Origin of the sequence: Enterobacter sp. MGH85 (assembly GCF_001037655.1) — a bacterium.
GTDB lineage: Bacteria > Pseudomonadota > Gammaproteobacteria > Enterobacterales > Enterobacteriaceae > Enterobacter > Enterobacter intestinihominis.
On record NZ_KQ089925.1, the window covers coordinates 2,569,199 to 2,591,418 of the forward strand.

Below are 22,220 nucleotides of genomic sequence, written 5' to 3' on the forward strand. Positions count from 1 at the left end.
CGTGCACCAGGTGCAGCGGTAAGGGGAGATCCCCCACTTTAAGGGCGGGCATTGTAGCGCTGCGGGGCGGGGAGGTAAAGCCCGGACCCCTCACCCTAACCCTCTCCCCCCTGGGGAGAGGGTTAGGGTGAGGGGAGAATGTTGTCAGGCAATCCTGCAGGCATCCGCTTCCCAGCGATACCCCACGCCGTACACCGCGCGAATAAACGACTGGTCGGCGTCCAGCGCCTCCAGCTTGCGGCGCAGGTTTTTGATGTGGCTGTCGATGGTGCGGTCGGTCACCACGCGGTAATCGTCATACAGATGGTTGAGCAGCTGCTCGCGGGAAAACACTTTTCCCGGCTCGTGGGAGAGGGTTTTCAGCAGGCGGAACTCCGCGGGGGTGAGATCCAATAGTTTGCTGCGCCAGCTCGCCTGGAAGCGGCTTTCGTCGACGATCAGCGGGCTTTGTGCATCCAGCACCTGCAATTCACGCTGCGGTTTGCAGCGGCGGAGGATGGTTTTCACGCGAGCGACCACCTCCCGCGGGCTGTAAGGCTTGCAGATGTAATCGTCAGCGCCGATTTCGAGCCCCAGCAGACGGTCGATCTCTTCGATTTTGGCCGTCACCATCACGATGGGCACATCGGAGAAACGACGAATTTCCCGGCACAGGGTCAGGCCGTCAGTACCCGGCAGCATCAGATCCAGCAGGATCAGATCCGGCGGCGTCTGGCGCACGTAGGGCAGCACCTGGTCGCCGTGGCTGATAAGCGTTGGCGCATAGCTCGCAGCGCGCAAATAGTCGATCAGCAGTTGCCCAAGTTTAGGCTCGTCTTCCACGATCAAAATACGCGGTGTGTTGTCGTCAATCGGTAACTCGGTCATGCTTCCCTCGATAAATCCCGTTCCAGAGGTAACTCTACTGTAATGCTAACCCCGCCAAAAGGCGAATGGGCGGCGCGGATGGTGCCACCATGCGCCTCCACAATGTTTACGCAAATCGCCAGCCCAAGGCCGGAGCCCCCGCTGGCGCGGTTGCGTGAACCTTCGGTGCGATAGAAGCGCTCGAACAGTTTTTCCAGCTGCGCATCCTTCACGCCAGGGGCGGAGTCCGCAAAGGTCAGGGCAAAGCGCCCGTTCTCCTGCTTGCCGGAGATATGCAACCCGCCGCCGCCGTCGGTGTAGCGGAGGCTGTTCTCCAGCAGATTATTGAACAGCTGCATCAGGCGATCTCTGTCGCCGAATACCACCGCGCTGTCAGGCAGCGAGAGGTTGATTTTCAGGTCACGGCTGGCGAAGCGTTCGCGGAACGCGCCGGTCACGACTTCAAGGATATTGATCACGTCGATTGGGGCTTTCTGGTAGGCCAGGGCGCCTTCATCGGACATGGAAAGCTGATGCAGATCGTCCACCAGCTTGGTCAGCGTGCCGACTTCCGCCTGTAGCGAGGCCACGGATTCGGGGGTGAACTGCCGCAAGCCGTCCTGAATCGCCTCCAGCTCGCCGCGCAGCACCGCCAGTGGGGTGCGCAGCTCGTGCGAAATGTCGGCCATAAAGTCGCGGCGCATCTGCTGGTTTTTCTCCAGCGTGCTGGCGAGCTGGTTGAAGTCCTGCGCCAGCTTGCCCAGTTCATCCTGACTGCGGGTGTCCACGCGGGTCGAGAAATCACCCGCCGCCAGCTTATGCGTGCCTTCCACCAGGCGTTTAACCGGCGCCAGCAGGCCGCGCGCCAGCGGGAAGGTGGCGAGCGCCGCAAGCAGGGTAGAAAGCGCGACAATCAGCCAGCTGGTCTGGCGCTGCTGGCGATCAAAGTTGATGTCGGTGTTGCGCGTCAGCCGCTCGACCGGCGAGGCAATAACCCAGCCCACCGTGGCGCCGTTCGAGGTAATGGCGCGCTTTGTACCGTCCGGCGGTACCGGCGAGCGCGGGCCAACGAGCACGTGCATCTCCTGATCGATCACCCAGAACTGGGTGCGCCAGCCGTGCGGCGGCATGCCCGGCCCCGGGCGGTCGTCGTCATTATCGTGCTCCAGCGAGCGCAGAATTTGAAATATAAAACGATCGTTATTGCGCAGAAAACGCCAGTTACCGTGCAGGCTATACTGTTCCCCCAGCGCGTCGCTTAAGCCCTGTAAGCGCTGTTCGTTACCGTGCTTGATGTAGTCAATAAAGCCGCGCTCAAAGCTGACCCGCACCGCCCAGTGCATGGTAATCAGCAGGACGATACAGGTAGCGAAAATCGCCACAAAAAGCTTACCGGTGATCCCCGGACGCCAGAATTTCATGGTGCACTCCTTTTGCCGCGTCGGATCACAACGTTTTTGGTCGTGTCATTCGGTACTCTGGCAAAGATAAAAGCGGGCAGGGCGATAATTACCGCCATGCTGAGGTAAGTGTATAAAAAGACCTGATGCGCGACGGGGGTGTCGGCGCTGAGATGGTGCTGACCGTACATGCCGAGCAGCAATCCGGCGACCGTGACCCCCACGCTCATGGAGAGCTGCATGATCATCGACAGCAGGCTGTTACCACTGCTCGCCAGTTCGTCCGGCAGATCTTTCAGCGTCAGGGTGTTCATCGACGAGAAGCGCATGGAGTTGATGATCCCCTGGCAGAACAGCACCAGCGGCAGGATGTAGTACCAGCCCAGCAGCGCCACGGCCATAAACAGCAGACTAACCAGCGCCAGCCCGAGCGTGGCGGCCACCAGCACCCGGCGATAGCCAAAGCGGTTTACCACCTGCACCACAATACGCTTCATCCCCATGCTGCCGAGCACCATCGGGATCATCATCAGCCCGGCATGGAACGGCGAGAAGCCCATCCCAATCTGTAAAAATACCGGCGTCATAAACGGCAACATGCCGCTGCCGATGCGTCCGGCAAAGCTGCCGAACAGACCAAGACGGTAGGTGGGATTCTCGAACAGGTTCAGGCTAAACAGCGCGTTAGCGTTGCCTCTGGCATACCACAGATACCAGAGAATGGCGGTGATACCCAGCGCTACCAGCAGGGCGAGCGACAGGGAGGAGATCCCCAGCCCTTTTTGTCCGTCGAGCGCCAGGGTGAGCGTCGCCATGCCAGCTGCCAGCAGGATGAAGCCAAAGAAATCAAAGCGCCGGGTCTGCATTTTATAGTTCGGCATCAGCGTCAGGGTGGCAATCGCGCCGATAATACCGACCGGCAGGTTGATCAGGAAGATCCAGTGCCAGGAGGCATACTCCACCAGAATACCGCCCAGCGCCGGGCCCAGCAGCGGGCCGACCTGACCGGGCAGGGTGACGAAGGTCATCGCCGCCATATACTGCGCGCGCGGAACAATTTTCATCACCGTTAACCGCCCGACGGGCACCATCATCGCACCGCCGACGCCCTGTAGCACGCGCGCCATCACCAGCTGGTCGAGGGTATTGGCCTGGGCGCAAAACAGCGAGCCGGTGGTAAACAGCACAATGGCGGTGAAAAAGATGTTCCGCACGCCGACTTTATCCGCCAGCCAGCCGCTGGCGGGCAGCATCACGGCGACCGTCAGCACGTAGGCGACAATCACCATATGCATGTGCAGCGGGCTCTCCCCCAGGCTTTTCGCCATTGAGGGGAGGGCTGTGTTCACGATGGTCGTGTCCAGCGACTGCATAAAGAAGCCGAACGCGACGATCCACAATTGCCAGCGAACGTTACTGGGTAGGTCGGTCATTTACTCGGTCACCGTGGTTCTCTTTTTACGCGAAAAACGCAGCCGCAGGCGGTCAAAGAACAGATAGACTACCGGCGTGGTGTAGAGCGTCAGCAGCTGGCTCATCACCAGGCCGCCAACGATCGTGATCCCCAGCGGCTGGCGCAGTTCAGAGCCGTCACCGCCGGATATGACCAGCGGCAGTGCGCCGAACAGCGCGGCCAGCGTAGTCATCATGATCGGGCGAAAACGCAGCAGACAGGCCTGGAATATCGCCTCGTCCGGCGTCAGGTTGCCGTTGCGCTGGGCGTCCAGGGCAAAGTCGACCATCATTATCGCGTTTTTCTTCACAATACCTATTAATAGCATGATCCCAATGAGCGCGATGAGGCTGAATGGAGCACCGAACAGCTCCAGCGCCAGCAGCGCCCCCACGCCCGCAGAGGGAAGCGTGGAGAGAATGGTCAACGGATGCACGTAGCTTTCGTACAGCACGCCCAGCACGATGTACACCGTGGCAATGGCCGCCAGGATCAAAATGACCTGCGAGTTCATGGTGTCCTGGAACACCTGCGCCGTACCGGCAAAGCTGCCGCGCACGGAGGAGGGCACCCCAAGCTGGGTCATGGCGCGGTTGATGGCGTCACTGGCCTCAGACAGCGACGAGCCGGTTGGCAGGTTAAACGACACGGTCGAGGCGGCGGAAAGCCCCTGGTGGTTCACCGACAGCGGCGCGTTCGACGGCTGCCAGCTGGCGAAGTACGACAGCGGGATCGCCTTGCCGTCATCATTGATCACAAACATCTTGTCCAGCGCGCTGATGTCCTGGGTGTAGCGCGGATCGACTTCCATTACCACCTTGTACTGGTTCATCGGCTGATAGATGGTGGAGACTTCACGCTGCCCGAAGGCGTTGTTAAGCAGGCTGTTGGCCGCCTCCACGTTAATGCCCAGGCGGGCCATAGTTTCACGATCGTAGGTGAGCGCCATCTCCGCGCCGTTGTTCTGGCTGTCGGAGTTCACGTCCGCCAGCTGCGGCAGCGCGGCCAGCGCTTTACGGATCTTCGGCTCCCACTCGCGCAGGGCGGCTAAGTCATCCGAGAGCAGGGTGTACTGATAGCTGGCGTTAGCCTGTCGTCCGCCGACTCGGATATCCTGAACGGCCATCAAAAACAGGTTCGCCCCCGGCTCTTTGGCGAGCTTCACCCGCAAGCGGTCAATGATCTGCTGCGCCGTTTCGTGACGTTCACCGCGCGGCTTAAGGGTAATAAACATCATCCCGCTGTTAACGCGCGAGCCGCCGGTAAAGCCGGTAACGTTGTCTACGGCCGGATCTTCCCGGATGATTTTCATAAAGTCCTGAAGCTTGCCGCGCATCGCCTGGAACGAAATGCTCTGGTCTGCCTGAATACCGCCCATCAGCACGCCGGTATCCTGCTCCGGGAAGAAGGTTTTCGGGATGGTGATATACATCCAGACGTTGAGCCCGATGGTGGCGATAAGCACCAGCCCGACAATACGCGTGTGGTTCAGCACCCATTTCAGCGATTTGCCGTAGCCGGACTGCATCGCCATCAGGACGTGGCCAAAGCCTTTCCGGCGCGGCTGTGAGTGTGGTTGGCTGCGCTTTAGCATCCAGCCGCACATCATCGGCGTTAGCGTCAGCGAAATCACCAGTGAGATACCAATGGCGACGGAGAGCGTGACGGCAAATTCGCGCAGCAGTCGCCCCGGCAGGCCGCCCATCAGCAGCAGCGGCAGGAACACCGCCACCAGCGACAGGCTCATGGACAGGACCGTGAAGCCCACTTCGCGCGTCCCCTGAAGCGCCGCCTGGAGCGGCTTCATGCCCGCTTCCAGATGACGCGAGATATTCTCCAGCACCACGATGGCATCATCCACCACAAACCCGGTGGCAATCGTCAGCGCTATCAGCGACAGGTTGTTAAGGCTAAACCCGCACAGGTACATGGCGGCAAAGGTGCCTATCAGCGATACCGGGACCGCTACCGCCGGGATCAGCGTGGCGCGCCCCGAGCGCAGGAACAGGAACACCACCAGAATTACCAGCGCGACGGAGATGATCAGCGTTTGCTCTACCTCTTCAAGCGAGGCGCGGATGGTGGGGGAGCGGTCCTGCGCAATCTGGAGATCGATGGCCGCCGGAATGGTTTCCTGAAGCTCCGGCAGCCGCGCGCGGATGCTGTTCACCGTCTGAATGATGTTGGCTTCCGGCAGCTTGCGGATCATCAGCAAAATCGCCGGTTTGGCATTGGTCATCCCGGCGTTACGCACGTCCTGCACCGAATCGGTGACGCTGGCGACGTCGCTCAGGCGCACCGCCGCGCCGTTGTTGTAGTGAATAATCAACGGCTGATACTCGGCGGCGGTTTTCAGCTCGTCGTTGGTCTGGATTTGCCAGCGGTGGCTGCTGTCCTCAATCGCACCCTGCGGCTTACGCACGTTGGCGTTGCTGATGGCGGAACGCACGTCGTCCAGCGACACGCCCTGATTAAATAGCGCCTGCGGATTCAGCCCCACGCGCACGGCGGGCAAGGAGCTGCCGCCGACATCCACGTCACCCACGCCGTCAATCTGGGCGATGGTTTGCGCCAGCTGGGTGGAGGCAAAATCGTACAGCTCGCCCTGGGAGTAGGTCTCTGACGTAAGCGTCAGGATCATGATCGGCGCATCGGACGGGTTGGCCTTGCGGTAGGTTGGACGGCTCGGCATGCCGCTCGGCAGCAGGCTTTGGGCGGCGTTAATCGCAGCCTGCACGTCACGCGCCGCACCGTTAATATCCCGGTCGAAGTTAAATTCCAGAATGATGCGCGTGCTGCCCAGCGAACTGCTGGAGGTCATCTCGTTAACCCCGGCAATTCGCCCAAGCGATCGCTCAAGCGGCGTCGCCACCGATGAGGCCATGGTTTCCGGCGAAGCACCCGGCAGCGAGGCGCTGACCATGATCACCGGGAAATCGACCTGCGGCAGCGGGGCCACCGGCAGCAGCCGGAAGCCGAGCACGCCGCACAGGGTGATAGCGACGGAGAGTAAAATCGTCGCCACCGGACGGTAAATGAAGAGGGCGAAAAACTTCACTTACGCCTCCTCTTCACGTTTCGGGAAGCGGCTTTTTGTCCACAGGGCCAGACGGTCAAACAGCAGGTAGATAACCGGCGTGGTAAACAGTGTCAGCACCTGGCTCACCAGCAGACCGCCTACCATGCCGATGCCCAGCGGACGGCGCAGTTCGGCCCCCACGCCGGTGCTCAGCATCAGCGGCAGCGCGCCCAGCAGGGCGGCGAGAGTGGTCATCAGGATCGGGCGAAAACGCAGCAGGCAGGCCTGGTAAATGGCCTCGCGCGGCGCCATACCCTGCTCGCGCTCGGCGGCCAACGCAAAGTCGATCATCATGATGGCGTTTTTCTTCACGATGCCGATAAGCAGGATGATGCCAATTATCGCAATCACGTCCAGTTCGCTCCCCGCCAGCATCAGCGCCAGCAGCGCCCCCACGCCCGCTGTCGGCAGGGTGGAGAGGATGGTGATCGGGTGGATGAAACTCTCATACAGCACGCCAAGCACGATATACATCGCCACCACCGCCGCGACAATCAGCCAGACGGTGCTGCCCAGCGCGGCCTGGAACGCCAGCGTACTGCCCTGGAACTGGGTCTGAATATCGGACGGGAAGCTGAGTTCTTTCTCCGCGCCCAGAATGGCCTCCACCGCTTCGCCCAGCGAATACCCGTCCGGCACGTTGAACGAAATGGTGGTGGACGGGAACTGATCGAGATGGTTAATCGACAGCGGGGTGTGGCGCTCTTCCACGCTGGCAATGGCGCTGAGCGGCACAATCCCGCCGTCTTTGCTGGTCAGGCGTATCGAGTCCAGCGCGGCAAGCCCGGGCGTGTTCTCGGTGTTATGTTCAAGCACCACGCGATACTGGTTGGCCTGGGTGTAAATGGTGGAGATCAGTCGCTGACCAAAGGCGTTATACAGGGCGTTATCCACGTCGGACATGGTAATGCCCAGACGGCTGGCGGTGTCGCGGTTGACGTTCACGTACGCCGCCAGCCCTTTATCCTGCCAGTCGCTGCTGACGTCAGAAACCTGCGGCAGTGCTTTCAGCTTATCCACCAGCTGCGGCACCCAGGTGCTGAGTGCATCAAGCGATGTGGCCTGGAGCGTAAACTGGTACTGCGTGCGGCTCACCTGCGTATCAATGGTTAAATCCTGGATCGGTTGCAGATACAGCTCAATGCCCGGCACGCGCGCCACCGCGCTTTGCAGGCGCTCAACTACCGCGTTGACGCGATCGTCGCGGTCATCGAGCGATTTAAGGTTAATTTGCAGGCGCGCGCTGTTGAGCGACGGGTTGGTGCCGTCCACGCCCACGTAGGCAGTCAGGCTTTCCACCGCCGGATCTTTCATGATGATCTCAGACACCTGCTGCTGGCGCTGTGCCATGTTGGCGAAGGAGACCGTCTGCGGCGCCTGAAGCGTGCCCTGAATAATGCCGTTGTCCTGAATCGGGAAGAAGCCTTTCGGAATGAAAATCCACAGCATCACGCTGAGCGCCAGGGTGCCGAGCGCCACGCCGAGCGTCGCCCAGGGATGGTTCAGGACTTTCGCCAGCACGCGGCCGTAGGCGGCGATAATGCGCTCGAACATCCGCTCGGAGGCGCGCGAGAAGCGGTTTTGCTTGCGCAAAGATTCGTGGCTCAGCATGCGGGCGCACATCATCGGCGTTAGCGTCAGCGACACCACGGCAGAGATCAGAATGGCGACCGCCAGCGTCACGGCAAACTCGCGGAACAGCCGCCCGACGATATCGCCCATAAACAGCAGCGGGATCAGCACCGCAATCAGCGAGAAGGTGAGCGAGATGATGGTAAAGCCAATTTCTCCTGCGCCCTTCAGCGCGGCGGCTAAGGGCTTTTCACCTTTTTCGATATAGCGCGAGATGTTCTCGATGACCACGATGGCATCGTCCACCACGAACCCGGTGGCGATGGTGAGCGCCATCAGCGTCAGGTTATTAATCGAAAAGTCGAGGAACACCATCACCGCAAACGTCCCGACCAGCGAGAGCGGCACGGCGACGGCGGGAATGATGGTTGCCGGAACGTTGCGCAGGAACAGGTAGATGATCATCACCACCAGCGCAATCGCCAGCATCAGCTCGAACTGGGTGTCTGACACCGAGGCGCGAATATTCGTGGTGCGGTCAGAAAGCACTTTCACGCTCACCGATTTTGGCAGGCTTTCCACCAGCTGCGGCAGCATGGTGCGAATGCTGTCGGCGGTATCAATAATGTTCGCGCCCGGCTGGCGCTGAACGTTCATGACAATCGCCTGCTGCTTATTGGCCCACGCCCCGAGCCAGCTGTTTTCCGCGCCTTGTTCGACGGTTGCCACGTCGCCGAGGCGGATCGGCGCGCCGTTTTGATAGGCCACAATCAGCTGGCGGTATTCATCGGCGGACTGCATCTGGTCGTTGGCAGAGAGCGTGACCGCACGGGTTGGGCCGTCCAGCGAGCCCTTCGCTGAGTTAACGTTGGCGCTGCTGATGGCGGTGCGAATGGTTTCGCTGGTTAACCCCAGCGCGGCAATGGCCTGGGCATTGAGCTTAACGCGAACGGCGGGGCGTTGACCGCCCGCCAGCGTCACCAGCCCGACGCCGGTCACCTGCGAAATCTTTTGCGCGACGCGGGTTTCGACCATGTCTTCCACCTGCGTCATCGGCATGGCCGAGGAGGTGACGGCAAGGGTCATGATCGGCGGGTCTGCCGGGTTCACCTTGCTGTAAACCGGTGGATTCGGCAGGTCAGACGGCAGCAGGTTAGTGGCGGCGTTAATCGCGGCCTGCACCTCCTGCTCGGCGACGTCCAGCGACAGCGTGAGCTGGAACTGAAGCGTGACGACCGAGGCGCCGCCTGAGCTCTGGGAGGACATCTGCTTCAGGCCAGACATCTGGCCAAACTGACGCTCCAGCGGGGCGGTGATGGCGGACGTCACCACATCCGGACTGGCGCCCGGATAGAGGGTGACAACCTGAATGGTCGGGTAGTCCACTTCCGGCAGCGCCGACACGGGCAGAAAACGGTAGCCAATGATCCCGGCCAGCAGGATCGCCACCATCAACAGGGTCGTCGCAACCGGACGTAAGATAAACAGGCGTGATGGCCCACCTGTAGAGCTCGGCGGCATCACCTGCATCAGGCTTTTGCTCCTGTATTCTGCGCTTCCACCACCTCGACCTGCGCCCCTTCGGTCAGACGGTCAATACCGTCGGTCACGACGCGGTCGCCAGCGGACAGCCCGGCACTGATCACCACCGTCTGACTGTCCTGGATCCCGGTTTTCACCAGATGTTTGCTGACCTTGTTTTCGCTGTTCAGCACCCAGACAAAGTTGCCTTCACTGCCCATTTGCAGGGCCGCCGTCGGGATCACCACGGCGTTTTCTTCGGTCGCGACCAGCATTCGCGCATTGACGAACTGATTCGGGAACAGGGCATCGTCCTGATTGTTGAAGCGTGCTTTAAGCTTGATGGTGCCGGTGGTGGTATCGATCTGGTTATCCAGGCTCAACAGCGAACCTTCGCTCAGCTTCTGCTTGTTGGTGCGATCCCAGGCTTCAACCACCAGCGCTTTTCCGGCCTTCTGCGCCTGTATCACCGTCGCAATGTCGCTTTCCGGCAGGGTAAAGACGAGATCGATAGGGTGCGTCTGGGTGATCACCACGATGCCCGTGGTGTCTCCGCTGGAGATTTGGTTGCCGATATCAACCTGTTTCAGGCCCACGCGGCCGTCAATCGGCGCGGTGATCCGGCTCCAGTCGAGCTGGAGCTGGGCGCTGGCGACCGCGGCTTCGTCGGCCTTGATGGTGCCCTGAGATTCACTGACCAGAGACTGCTGGGTATCCAGCTCCTGGCGCGACACGAGGTTGGTTTTTACCAGCTGCTGATAGCGGGCTAAATCGCGGCGGGCATTGGCGAGGGTGGCTTTGTCTTTCGCGAGCTGCCCCTGCGCCTGCGCCAGGGCCACCTTAAACTGGCTTGGGTCGATTTCCGCCAGCAGATCGCCGGCTTTCACCTGCTGGCCTTCCTGGAAGTGGATGGCCATCAGCTGACCGTCTACGCGGCTACGTACCGTCACGGTGTTGGCGGCGGTAATGGTTCCCAGCCCGGAGAGATAACGAGGCACCGCTTTATTCACCGCCGTTGCCGCCTGCACCGGTGCCAGCGCCGCGCCGCGCATACCGTGGCGCCCGCCGCCCGTTGGACGTTGTGAGGGGCTATTGGCGCCAGCAGGTGCCGTGGAGTTCGCGGACTGGCTGTGCCAGTACCAGGCGGCGGCCAGGACCACCACAATCAGACCAACGGCGATTGCCCAGCGGGATTTGTTACTGCCTTTCATCGTTATACGTTCTCGTCCTGAAACACTTTCGGGGAATGATACTAGTTTAGTCAGGTAACACAGCGGAAAAATGGAGGAAATATGGAAGACTGTCAGGAATGGTCTGAGTGTGGTGCGTTGTTTCGCCGGGTGGCGGCTTCGCCTTACCCGGCCTACAAGATCCTCGAACCGTAGGCCGGGTAAGCGCAGCGCCACCCGGCACAACCCCATTAGCTAAACACCACCTGCGCCCAGCGGGCCAGTCCTGCCGTAACGGAGCCAAAGTCATCGCCGCCGGCAATCGGGATCCCCGGCAGCTGTTCCGCCAGCGCTTTCTTGATCAGCGGTGAACGGGCGCTACCGCCGGTCAGGTAAATCACGTCCGGTTTCTCTTTGCCATTCTCAAGCGCCAGCTGCACCTGCTCCAGAATACGCTGTAGCGGCTGAGCCAGCGCCATTTCCAGCCCTTCCTGGGTGATAGCCGTAGCCAGATCGTCCCTGATAAACGGTAGCGTAACCGCATGCTCAGGACGATCGGAAAGGGCAATTTTGCTCTCTTCGGCGGTGCGCACCACCCGGTAGCTCAGACGCTGACGCCACACCTTATACAGCAGCGCGACCTTCTCTGCATCCTGCGCATCACGCACCAGATCGTTAAGGAAACGCCCATTCGCGGTGCTGTAAAAATCACTCTGGGCAGGGACGTCGTTGATGGCAATCGCATTCCACCATGGCAGGATCGGCAGGGCGATGCCTTTCTCGGTTTGACCGCCCATGCCGAGCAGCGGCATCAGGCTCTTGAATGCCAGGGCGATATCCAGATCGTTACCGCCCACGCGGCAGCCGCTGTGCCCCAGCAGGCTGTTTTCACGATCGCGACGATGATGCCACTGCGGACCCATCAGCAGTAATGAACAGTCCGTCGTACCACCGCCGATGTCCACCACCAGCACCCGTTTCTCTTCCGTCAGCGTGGCTTCAAAATCCAGCCCCGCCGCAACCGGCTCATACTGGAACACCACGTCACGGAAGCCAGCCCGGTGCGCTGCACGCTCAAGGATCCCCTGCGCCTGTTGGTTGGCTTCGTCGCCGCCCAGCCCCTGGAAGTTGATCGGACGGCCAATCACCGCCTGGGTGATGGCATCCGGCACCTGCGACTGCGCCTGATTGCGGATGTGCAGCATCATCGCGCAGACCAGATCTTCAAACATCGCCACCTGCTGCGGCTTCAGGCCGCTGGCGCCGAGGAAGGATTTCGGCGATTTAACGAAGTAGACCTCTTCCGGGTCTTCAATGTACTGCCCGAGGGAAGAGAGGCCGAACTGCACGCTGGACGGGGTAACGTCGATATCTTCCTCGCGGTTAAAGCTGACCGCACGGCGCAGCAGCGCCTGGGTCTCCGCCGCCGTGGCCGGAACCTGATGGTGGCGGAACAGCCACTCGCTCACCGCTTCACGCGTGGGCGCACAAAGCATTGACGGCAACAGCGTACTGCCGTTTTCCATTTTCAGGAGCTGCGGTTGTCCGTTTTGCATTATCGCAACCGAGCAGTTTGCGGTGCCGTAGTCGAATCCAATAAACACAATAAATCCCCATGCCGGTGAGAAGGGGCGAGACTTTAGCGAAATGTCTGCCAGGCGACAACAGGAATATGAAAGCAAGGCGCAAGGCGATCTTTCGGTTTATGCTGAGGTAAATACAAAAGGAGAGACGATGTACACCCTGAACTGGCAACCGCCCTACGACTGGTCGTGGATGTTTGGCTTTCTTGTCGCGCGTGCGGTCACGGGGGTTGAGACCGTTACGGAGGATTACTACGAGCGCAGTTTTGGCTATGCGGGGCACCAGGGCGTTTTACGGGTTACGCCAGACAGCGCAACCCATACGCTGGCGGTGTCGCTCAGCCCTGGCCTGATCCCGGTGGCGGATATTTGCCTGGATCGCATTGCCCGCCTGTTCGATCTTGATTGCGACCCGCTAAGAATTGCGAAGACCCTGGGCGACCTCGGCGCGGCGCGGCCGGGGTTACGTTTGCCGGGCGCGATGGATGCCTACGAGCAGGGCGTGCGCGCCATTCTCGGGCAACTGGTGAGCGTGGCGATGGCGGCAAAACTGGCGTCAAGAGTGGTGGCGCTGTGCGGTGAACCCATCCAGGACGCGCCGGGCTACCTCTGTTTTCCTCCGCCAGAGGTACTGGCCGCGGTGGATTCGCTGGCGTTGAAAGCCCTTGGGATGCCGCTCAAGCGTGCGGAGTCGTTGATTCATCTGGCGCAGTCGGTGGTGGACGGTGAATTCCCGCTGTTCCCGCCTGCGAACGTCGAGGCCGGGATGAAGGCGCTACAGCAGCGCCCCGGCATCGGGCGCTGGACCGCAAATTATCTGGCCTTGCGCGGCTGGCAGGCGAAGGATGTTTTCCTGCCGGATGATTATCTCATTAAACAGCGCTTTGCCGGTATGACGCCCGCGCAGATCCGTCGCTATGCCGAGCGCTGGCAGCCGTGGCGCTCGTATGCGCTGTTACATATCTGGTACACCGACGGCTGGTCGCCGTCAGTTGATGGCGAAATAGCTGGTATTCAGCAGTAGATCGAGCGGCTGCGCTTCCCCGATGGTGTCGCCGTAAATAAAGTCAATGCCGATGCCCGACAGCGTATTCATCATGATCGACTGATGGCATGGCCCGGCAATGGTTTTTATGCCCAGACGCTGGGCGTGGCCCTGAATGATGGTCACCATCATCTCATCCATCAGATTGCCGTGGACGTTGGTCACCACGTCTGCATCCAGCAGCAGATAATCAGCGGTGTTGGCGCTGAGCTGGCTGAAGACGTTCATATCGCGTCCAACCCGGGTCAGCACCACGCGACAGCCAGCCTGACGAAGCTTTTGCAGACCCTGCTGCACGTTTTCATCCGTATTGCTCAGCACATCAACGGCGATCGCCAGATGCAGCAGCCGCGCCGGCAGCGGACCTCTGGTGATCAGGTCGAGCAGCTCATCCACCAGCGTGACGCTGGCTAAACCCGCTTCTGAGAGCGGCAGCGCGACGCCCATCCCTTTGGCCGCCACCTGTGCGGCATAGGTACGGAAAAATTCGCTGAATATACGTCGGTCAAGGGCGTGCAGCAGCTCCGGCTCCGCCAGCCCGGCGCGGAAGGCATGCTCTTCCAGCACTTCCCCCTGGCTGGTCCACAACCGCAGGGAAATCAGCCAGAAGCTACTGCTCTCGGGAATGCGCGGTGAGGCGACGCTGCGGGCGATCATCAGCAGATGATTATCTTTGATCATGTGCCACTGCTCATCCAGCGACATCATGCTGCGCGTGCTGTGGATCCGCTCCTGCTGGGGTTCATAGACGGTGACCACACCGCGCCCGCTGTTTTTCGAGGCGTAACAGGCGATATCGGCCTGAGACATCACTTCCGCTGTCTGATAATTAGCGTCGTCAATCAATGTGATCCCCGCGCTGGCGCCGATGCGGTGCAGGCGTCCTTCCCAGGAAAAATGATAGTTGTTGATGGCGTCGATCAACCGGCCCGCAATATAGCGTGCGCTTTCGACGTTGCAGTCCGGCAGCAGCAGGCCAAACTCGTCGCCGCCCAGACGCGCCAGCACGTCGCTGGAGCGCAGCATGGTCAGCATCAGCGAAGAGAGTTCGCGCAGGAGCGCGTCGCCCGCCGCGTGGCCTGCGGTATCGTTCACCGCCTTAAAACGGTCAAGATCGATAAAGACCAGCGCGTGACGCTGATGAGTCTCCTGTACCGTCTGCAACAGGCGCTTATGATGGTTTTCAAAACTGACGCGGTTCGCCAGGTGGGTAAGGGCGTCATGGGAAGCGCTGTAGCTCAACTGGCGCAGCATTTTGCGCGACTCGGTGACATCCTGAATCACCAGCACCGAGCCGATAGCGTGCCCCTCCAGGGTGCTGAGCGGGGTAATGCTGTAATGAATGTCGAAACTGCCGCCATTCCGGCAGTTAAGCACCACATCCTGTTCGATATCGGTACGGGACATATCGCCGCTGTGGATGTTTTCCATTAACGGGCCGTTCTCGCCGAAGGTAATGTGCAGCACCTTCAGAACGGGCTGACCCAGCGCTTCGCTTTGCGACCAGCCGCTCATCTTCTCGGCGACCGGGTTCATAAAGGTGATGTTCATGTCGATATCGGTGCACAGCACCGCTTCGCCGATGGAGTCGAGGGTGATATGCAGGCGCTCTTTTTCCTGGAACAGCGCCTCGTTCAGTTGCTTCACCTCGGTCATATCCATATTGATCCCTAACAGCCGCTCCACTTCGCCCTGTTTGTTCAGCACCCGGTTCGCCAGCGAACGAATGTGGCGAATGCCATCCTTGACGCGAATGCGAAATTCCAGCTTGAAAGGCACCCTGGCCTGGAGTGACTCACGCAGTACCTGTTCGGCGTGCGCACGATCTTCAGGCACCATGGCCGCATGCCAGAGCTGCCAGGTGGGTTTAATGTGCGGGGGGATCTCGTACAGCTCAAACATCCGTTTATCCCAGCTGATCACGTCCGGCTCGAGATCCCACTCCCAGATCCCGATGCCGCCGGCTTCGTTCGCGAGGGTGATACGCTCCATCAGACGCTTATTCACCCACTCGGTCTGTTTCAGGTCGTTGATGTCTTCAATCTGGGCAATAAAGTAGAGCGGCGTGCCGTCTGCATGGCGCACAACGGAAACGGCCAGCAGCGCCCACACCACCTCGCCGCTGCGGGTGTAGTAGCGTTTTTCGAGGCTGTAGCTGTTGATCTCCCCGTTAATCAGCTGTTGCAACTGCTCCAGGTCGGTATTTAAATCTTCCGGCCAGGTTAACTGCTGGAACGTGAGCGACTGAAGCTCAGACTGACTGTAACCGAGGAAATTGCACAGCGCCTTGTTGGCCTGAAGCCACTGGCCCTCAATGCCCACCAGCGCCATACCAATCGCGGAATATTCCATCGCATTACGAAAACGTTCTTCGCTTTCAGTAATATGTTTACGCTCGGCCCGGAAGGCATACATCACCATCGTCATAATGTTGGCGGGGAGCAGCATCATCAGGAAGGGAAGCCATGGCGCGTTGAAGGTCACCATCATGTTTGAAGGTGTCATGGAGGGCGGGTTTCGCGCCATCATCAAGGACACCATCATGATGGTGAATAAAAAAATCAGGAATGCTTCCATTCGCGGCAGGCGTACCGCGCTCCACATCAGCAAAACGATGATGCAGGTGAACGGCCACGGCAGCCAGGTGATTGCCGTCCAGCTAAGAACCAGCGTAACGACCAGGGTCACCAGCGTTTCCAGCAGCAGTCTCGGGTTGCGGTGGCGCAGCAGGTAATGCGGTTTAAACAGCAGACCTAACGGTACAAGCGCCAGCGCGCCAATGGCTTCTGAAAGTACCCAAAACAGAAAATTACGCAGCGGCTCCGCGCCTGGCACCAGAAAATGAACCAGAATGCCGCCCACCAGCGGCGGCACCAGGGCGCTGCCGAGGGCAAGGCGTATCCAGTCGTTGAGGTTTTGCAGCGGGTTATACCAGGGGAGCAGCTTACGCAGCAACACCGCACCAACACAGGCCTCAATAATATTGATTGCCGTGTAGGTTAAGTTGATTGATTCCCATGAAAAGAGCATCCACGAGGCAAAAATATTGCCAAAGGAGCAGGCGAGGGCGATGCCGGGCCACATTTTTCCCGCATGGCGGTAAAACGCCACCATCATAATGGAGGTCGGGAACCACAATGGCGCCAGCAGCGTACCGAAGCGAGTCAGCTCAAGGGAAAATAAGGTGAAAATGAACGTGACCAGACCCAGACAGACAAGCCGCAGTAAAGGATGTGGGGTAGTAACCAAAACCCGCTGGTATTGTTTATTCATTACCGCTCTATCCAGGGACGCCGTGTTGTCAGGAGCCAGCTCCGGACGCGTGAAATCATTAATTTGGTTTATGCTAGTACAAACATTTTACAATTCATATGCTGAGTGCTCAGATTTTGACTTCATAGACTTATAAAATAGTTACTCTGCGAAGAAGGGGGATGAAATGGTGAAAATCCGTGCGTAAAAATTTCGCTAAAGGCGTGAAACGGCGCTTTTCAGCCCGCCTCGCATAACCTGCGCATTCGACTGGTATCACGCCCCCGAAATCCCTATAATTGCCGCGTTTGACGCTCCGGCGTCGTCCTTCCTTACATCCAGGTTAATCAGGTCGCTAAATTTATGACTGATAAGTCTCATCAGTGCGTCATCATAGGCATCGCCGGCGCATCGGCTTCAGGTAAAAGTCTTATTGCCAGTACGCTTTATCGCGAACTGCGTGAACAAGTGGGTGATGAGCATATCGGTGTTATTCCCGAAGATAGCTATTACAAAGATCAATCCCATCTTTCGATGGAAGAGCGCGTAAAAACCAACTACGACCACCCCAGTGCGATGGATCACAGTCTGCTGTTCCAGCATCTGGAAGCGCTGAAGCGCGGCGAGGCGATTGAGCTGCCCGTCTACAGTTACGTGGAACATACCCGCACCCAGGAAACGATCCGCATTGAGCCCAAGAAGGTGATTATCCTTGAAGGGATTTTGCTGCTCACCGACGCCCGTCTGCGCGAATCAATGAACTTCTCGATTTTCGTCGATACCCCGCTGGATATCTGCCTGATGCGGCGTATTAAACGCGACGTTAACGAACGCGGTCGCTCCATGGACTCCGTGATGGCGCAGTATCAGAAAACCGTTCGCCCGATGTTCCTGCAATTTATTGAGCCTTCTAAACAATACGCCGATATTATTGTGCCTCGCGGCGGTAAAAACCGTATTGCCATTGATATCTTAAAAGCGAAAATCAGTCAGTTTTTTGAATAAGCCGTGTGAATTGTGTACCGTTCAGAGATAACCTGGTTTTGCCCTGACGCCGTAAGGATTCAGGGCGCGATGCACGAAAGGAGAAAGTGCCATGCGTCTTTGTGACCGCGATATAGAAGCCTGGCTGGATGAAGGCCGCCTGTCTATCACCCCGCGTCCGCCGGTTGAGCGTATTAACGGCGTGACCGTCGATGTACGTCTGGGGAATAAGTTCCGCACCTTCAGCGGCCACACGGCACCGTTTATCGACCTCAGCGGGCCGAAAGACGAAGTCAGTGCGGCGCTGGATCGCGTCATGAGTGACGAAATCGTCATCGAAGAAGGAGAGGCGTTTTATCTCCATCCTGGCGAACTGGCGCTGGCGGTGACCTTTGAATCGGTCACGCTGCCTGCGGATCTGGTCGGCTGGCTTGACGGACGCTCTTCTCTGGCGCGTCTGGGCCTGATGGTGCACGTCACCGCGCACCGTATCGATCCGGGCTGGTCTGGCCGTATCGTGCTGGAGTTCTTTAACGCCGGTAAACTGCCGCTGGCGCTTCGCCCGGGAATGATGATCGGGGCGTTGAGCTTCGAACCGCTGACCGGCCCGGCAGACCGTCCTTATAACCGCCGTCAGGACGCAAAATATCGCGACCAGCAGGGTGCGGTTGCCAGCCGTATCGATAAAGACTGATCTGTGAGTTCACTGAGGAAGCCATGAGAAGAGTTCTGACAACGCTGATGATTTTGCTGGTGGTGCTGGTGGCTGGCCTTTCAGCGTTGGTGCTGCTGGTTAACCCGAATGACTTCCGGGCCTACATGGTGCGGCAGGTTGAAGCGCGCAGCGGGTATGAACTCAAGCTGGACGGGCCGCTGCGCTGGCACGTCTGGCCGCAGCTCAGCATTCTCTCCGGACGTATGTCGCTCACCGCGCCGGGCGCCGCGCAGCCGCTTGTTACGGCGGATAACATGCGTCTTGATGTCGCGCTCATCCCGCTCTTATCCCATCAGCTCCAGGTTGAACAGGTGATGCTGAAAGGGGCGGTGATTCAGCTTACGCCACAAACCGAAGCCGTTCGTCAGGCGAATGCTCCGGTCGCACCGCGTGAAAATACTTTGCCTGACGTTCCGTCTGACACCGGCTGGTCTTTCGATATTGGTAATCTGAAAGTCGCTGACAGCGTGCTGGTTTTCCAGCATGAGGATGACGAACAGATCACCGTCCGCAATATCAACCTCAGGATGGAGCAGGACGCCAACCATCAAGCGACCATGGAGTTCTCCGGGCGGATCAACCGTAACCAGCGCGATCTCAACCTGTCGATGAATGCGAACGTGAACGCCTCTGACTACCCGCACCAGCTGACGGCGGACGTTCAGCAGGTCAACTGGCAGCTGACCGGCGCGGATTTACCCGCGAAGGGGATCGCCGGCCAGGGCACGATGCAGGCGGTGTGGCACGAGGAGCGCAAACAGCTCGAACTGAACGCGCTCAACCTCCAGGCCAACGACAGTTCCCTGAAGGGGCAGGCGAGCGTCACGCTTGATGAAAAACCCAAGTGGGTGTTGGATCTGCAATTCGACAAGCTGAACCTTGAGAACCTGCTCGCGGCCCAAACGGTGAATGCGACCGATGAGGGTGTCGCGCAGGGAGGGCAAAGCCAGGTCACGCAGTCGCGTCCGGTGATCTCCTCCAGTCTCGATCTGCCTGACTACAATGGTCTGCGCGGATTTACCGCCGACATTCTGCTGAAAGCGAATAGCGTGCGCTGGCGTGGGATTGATTTTACTGACGTCAACAGCCAGATGTTCAACCACAACGGCCTGCTGGTCATCTCTGAGCTCAGCGGAAAAATGGGGGCAGGAAATCTCTCCCTGCCGGGCACGCTGGACGTACGTAAAGACGTTGCCAGCGCCGCGTTCCAGCCGCGTCTGGAAAACGTTGAGATTGGCACCATCCTGAAAGCCTTTAATTACCCGATTTCCCTCACGGGGCAGCTGTCGCTGGCCGGGGATTTCTCCGGCACGAAGATTGATGCGGATGCCTTCCGTCGTAGCTGGAAGGGGCAGGCGCACGTTGAGCTAAAAGATTCGCGCATGGAAGGGCTGAACTTCCAGCAACTGGTGCAGCAGGCGGTAGAGCGCAGCAGCAGCGTGAAGGCGAATGAAAACTACGACAGCGCAACCCGTCTCGATAGCTTTACCAGCGAGCTTGCCCTCGACAACGGTCAGCTCTCGCTCGACGAGATGCAGGGAATCTCGTCCCTGCTGGCGCTGACCGGAAACGGCGCGCTGGATCTGGTGAAAGAGACGGTTGACACCCGCTTCAATGTCCGCGTGAAGGCCGGCTGGGAAGGGGAAGGCCAGCTTGTCGAGTTCCTGAAACAGACGCCGATACCGCTGCGCGTGTACGGAAAATGGCAGGAACTCAATTACAGTTTGCAGGTCGATCAGATCCTGCGTAAGCACCTTCAGGATGAAGCGAAACGTCGGCTGAATGACTGGGCGGACCGCAATAAAGAGTCTCAGTCTGGTAAGGACGTGAAAAAGTTGCTCGATAAGCTCTGATGCCTGTTGTGCCGGGTGGCGGCTTCGCCTTACCCGGCCTACAAAAGCCAGACACCGTAGGCCGGGTAAGCGAAGCGCCACCCGGCTTTTTTACACCTCAAAATCCATCTCATCTTCACCGCGCAGCGGTATCAGCTGCACCTTCTGCACGCGATGGCTCTCTACCTGCAAGGTTTTGATCATGTAATTCCCCACCTGGACATCTTCGCCCGGCTGCGGAATACGTTGCAGATATTCCATCAGCAAACCGGCGATGGTGTGGTATTCGCGCTTCTCGTCCAGCGGAAGCGGAACGAACTGCACCAGATCTTCGAGCGGCATATGGCCGTTGGCGGTCCAGCTGCCGTCTGCGTTTTTCTGAATATCGTGGCGTGCATCGATCTCATCCACCTCATTAGGCAGATTACCGGCGATGGTTTCCATCACGTCGCTGAGCGTCACCAGCCCTTCCACAGAACCAAACTCATCAACGACAAACGCGAAGTGGGTACGCGCGTTGCGGAACTGCTCCAGCGCGGAGAGCAGCGGCAGCGCTTCCGGGAAGACCAGCGGCTGGCGCACCAGCGCCCGCAGGTTGAGCGGCTCGCCGTGAAGCTGCTGTTGCAGCAGGTCAATCACGTGTACCACGCCCAGCAGCTCTTCTTCCTCTTCTCCGCCGGTCACCACCACGCGGGTGTGCTGGTTTTTATCCAGCAGGGCACGGATCTGCTCTTCCGGTGCCGTCAGGTCAATATGCTCAATGTCGTGGCGGGAGGTCATGATACTGCTGACCGAGCGCTGGTTGAGGTTAAGCACGCGCTCTATCATCCGGCGTTCCTGCGGGTTGAAGATCTGCCCGTCGCTGTGGTCGGCTAGCATCGCAGCGGATTCAGCATCCAGCTCGGCATCCTCTTTTTTGCCGCTCAGCAGGCGCATCACCGTATCTGCGGTGCGCTGTCGTAATGTCTGGTTCGCGGAAAGAAAACGGCGGCGGTTGAAAATGGCCAGCTGGTTAAGAAACTCAATAAGCACCGAGAAACCAATGGCTGCGTACAGATATCCTTTCGGGATATGGAAGCCAAAACCATCCGCCACCAGGCTAAAGCCAATCATCAGCAGGAAGCTCAGACAGAGAATGACGATAGTCGGGTGACTGTTCACGAAGCGCGTCAGGGCTTTACTGGCGAGCACCATCAGGGTGATGGCAATGATCACGGCGGCCATCATCACCGCCAGATGGTCAACCATCCCGACGGCAGTAATCACGGAGTCGAGAGAAAAGACGGCATCCAGCACCACTATCTGCGCGACCACCGGCCAGAATTTAGCGCCGCGCCGCTGGGTGGGGTTTTCACTGTCTTTTCCTTCCAGCCGCTCATTAAGCTCAACCGTGGCTTTGAACAGCAGGAACAATCCGCCGAAAAGCATGATCAGGTCGCGGGCGCTAAAGCTCAGACCCTGCACGCTGAATAAGGGTTTGGTGAGCGTGACCAGCCATGATATTGAGGCCAGTAACAGCAGACGCATCACCATGGCGAGCAGAAGACCCGTCACGCGGGCGCGGTCGCGTTGTGAAGGGGGTAATTTATCGGCAAGGATGGCGATAAACACCAGGTTATCAATGCCGAGCACTAATTCGATGACGACCAGCGTCACCAGCCCGGCCCAGATTGATGGATCGGCAATCCATTCCATAGTAAATGCAATACCTTCTGTTATATGACTAATGTCACACTTCGATCATGGATAAAGCAGCCGGAAATTGCAAT

At 59.0% G+C, this 22,220-nt stretch carries 13 protein-coding genes; 4 read left to right on the forward strand and 9 right to left on the reverse strand.

The features are described 5' to 3' along the window. Nucleotides 1-144: 144 nt before the first annotated feature. The 7 genes from baeR to yegD all read right to left on the reverse strand — a co-directional run bounded on the left by baeR (nt 145) and on the right by yegD (nt 12,644). Nucleotides 145-867 carry an envelope stress response regulator BaeR gene (gene baeR, locus SK51_RS12165; protein ID WP_015572364.1) on the reverse strand — a complete coding sequence of 241 codons (723 nt, stop codon included), beginning with the start codon at nt 865-867 and terminating at the stop codon, nt 145-147. Beyond that, nucleotides 864-2,267 (reverse strand): envelope stress sensor histidine kinase BaeS, encoded by a 1,404-nt coding sequence (gene baeS, locus SK51_RS12170; RefSeq protein WP_023306582.1) that lies wholly within the window; start codon nt 2,265-2,267, stop codon nt 864-866. The genes baeR and baeS overlap by 4 nt, the downstream gene beginning before the upstream one ends. After that, nucleotides 2,264-3,679 carry an MFS transporter gene (locus SK51_RS12175; protein WP_048206727.1) on the reverse strand — a complete coding sequence of 472 codons (1,416 nt, stop codon included), beginning with the start codon at nt 3,677-3,679 and terminating at the stop codon, nt 2,264-2,266. The genes baeS and SK51_RS12175 overlap by 4 nt, the downstream gene beginning before the upstream one ends. Continuing rightward, nucleotides 3,680-6,757, reverse strand: coding sequence for a multidrug efflux RND transporter permease subunit MdtC (gene mdtC / locus SK51_RS12180; RefSeq protein ID WP_048206728.1), 3,078 nt, complete (start codon nt 6,755-6,757; stop codon nt 3,680-3,682). It abuts the gene before it with no gap. Next, nucleotides 6,758-9,880 carry an MdtB/MuxB family multidrug efflux RND transporter permease subunit gene (locus SK51_RS12185; protein WP_023306580.1) on the reverse strand — a complete coding sequence of 1,041 codons (3,123 nt, stop codon included), beginning with the start codon at nt 9,878-9,880 and terminating at the stop codon, nt 6,758-6,760. Then, nucleotides 9,880-11,082 carry an MdtA/MuxA family multidrug efflux RND transporter periplasmic adaptor subunit gene (locus SK51_RS12190; protein WP_032623941.1) on the reverse strand — a complete coding sequence of 401 codons (1,203 nt, stop codon included), beginning with the start codon at nt 11,080-11,082 and terminating at the stop codon, nt 9,880-9,882. Before SK51_RS12190 ends, SK51_RS12185 begins: the two co-directional genes overlap by 1 nt. 209 nt (nt 11,083-11,291) lie before the next feature. Further along, nucleotides 11,292-12,644 carry a molecular chaperone gene (yegD, locus tag SK51_RS12195; protein ID WP_023306578.1) on the reverse strand — a complete coding sequence of 451 codons (1,353 nt, stop codon included), beginning with the start codon at nt 12,642-12,644 and terminating at the stop codon, nt 11,292-11,294. Nucleotides 12,645-12,774: 130 nt separating this feature from the next. Here yegD and alkA point away from each other — a divergent pair, with 130 nt between their 5' ends. Further along, nucleotides 12,775-13,647 (forward strand): DNA-3-methyladenine glycosylase 2, encoded by an 873-nt coding sequence (gene alkA, locus SK51_RS12200; protein WP_023306577.1) that lies wholly within the window; start codon nt 12,775-12,777, stop codon nt 13,645-13,647. Here alkA and SK51_RS12205 read toward each other — a convergent pair. Continuing rightward, nucleotides 13,612-16,941 carry a diguanylate cyclase gene (locus SK51_RS12205; RefSeq protein ID WP_048206730.1) on the reverse strand — a complete coding sequence of 1,110 codons (3,330 nt, stop codon included), beginning with the start codon at nt 16,939-16,941 and terminating at the stop codon, nt 13,612-13,614. The two genes, alkA and SK51_RS12205, sit on opposite strands and share 36 nt — an antisense overlap. Before the next feature lie 342 nt (nt 16,942-17,283). Here SK51_RS12205 and udk point away from each other — a divergent pair, with 342 nt between their 5' ends. The 3 genes from udk to asmA all read left to right on the forward strand — a co-directional run bounded on the left by udk (nt 17,284) and on the right by asmA (nt 20,472). Further along, nucleotides 17,284-17,925: a uridine kinase gene (gene udk, locus SK51_RS12210; RefSeq protein WP_000130320.1), complete on the forward strand. Its 642-nt coding sequence runs from the start codon at nt 17,284-17,286 to the stop codon at nt 17,923-17,925. 91 nt (nt 17,926-18,016) lie between these two features. Beyond that, the gene (dcd, locus tag SK51_RS12215; RefSeq protein WP_006811250.1) at nt 18,017-18,598 is read left to right on the forward strand and encodes a dCTP deaminase; all 582 of its coding nucleotides are present in this window, start codon (nt 18,017-18,019) and stop codon (nt 18,596-18,598) included. Between the two features lie 23 nt (nt 18,599-18,621). Continuing rightward, on the forward strand, nt 18,622-20,472 hold the full coding sequence (gene asmA, locus SK51_RS12220; RefSeq protein WP_023306575.1) for an outer membrane assembly protein AsmA: 1,851 nt from the start codon (nt 18,622-18,624) through the stop codon (nt 20,470-20,472). Nucleotides 20,473-20,562: 90 nt separating this feature from the next. Here asmA and SK51_RS12225 read toward each other — a convergent pair whose 3' ends face one another. After that, on the reverse strand, nt 20,563-22,146 hold the full coding sequence (locus SK51_RS12225) for a TerC family protein (protein WP_048206732.1): 1,584 nt from the start codon (nt 22,144-22,146) through the stop codon (nt 20,563-20,565). Nucleotides 22,147-22,220: the final 74 nt, after the last annotated feature.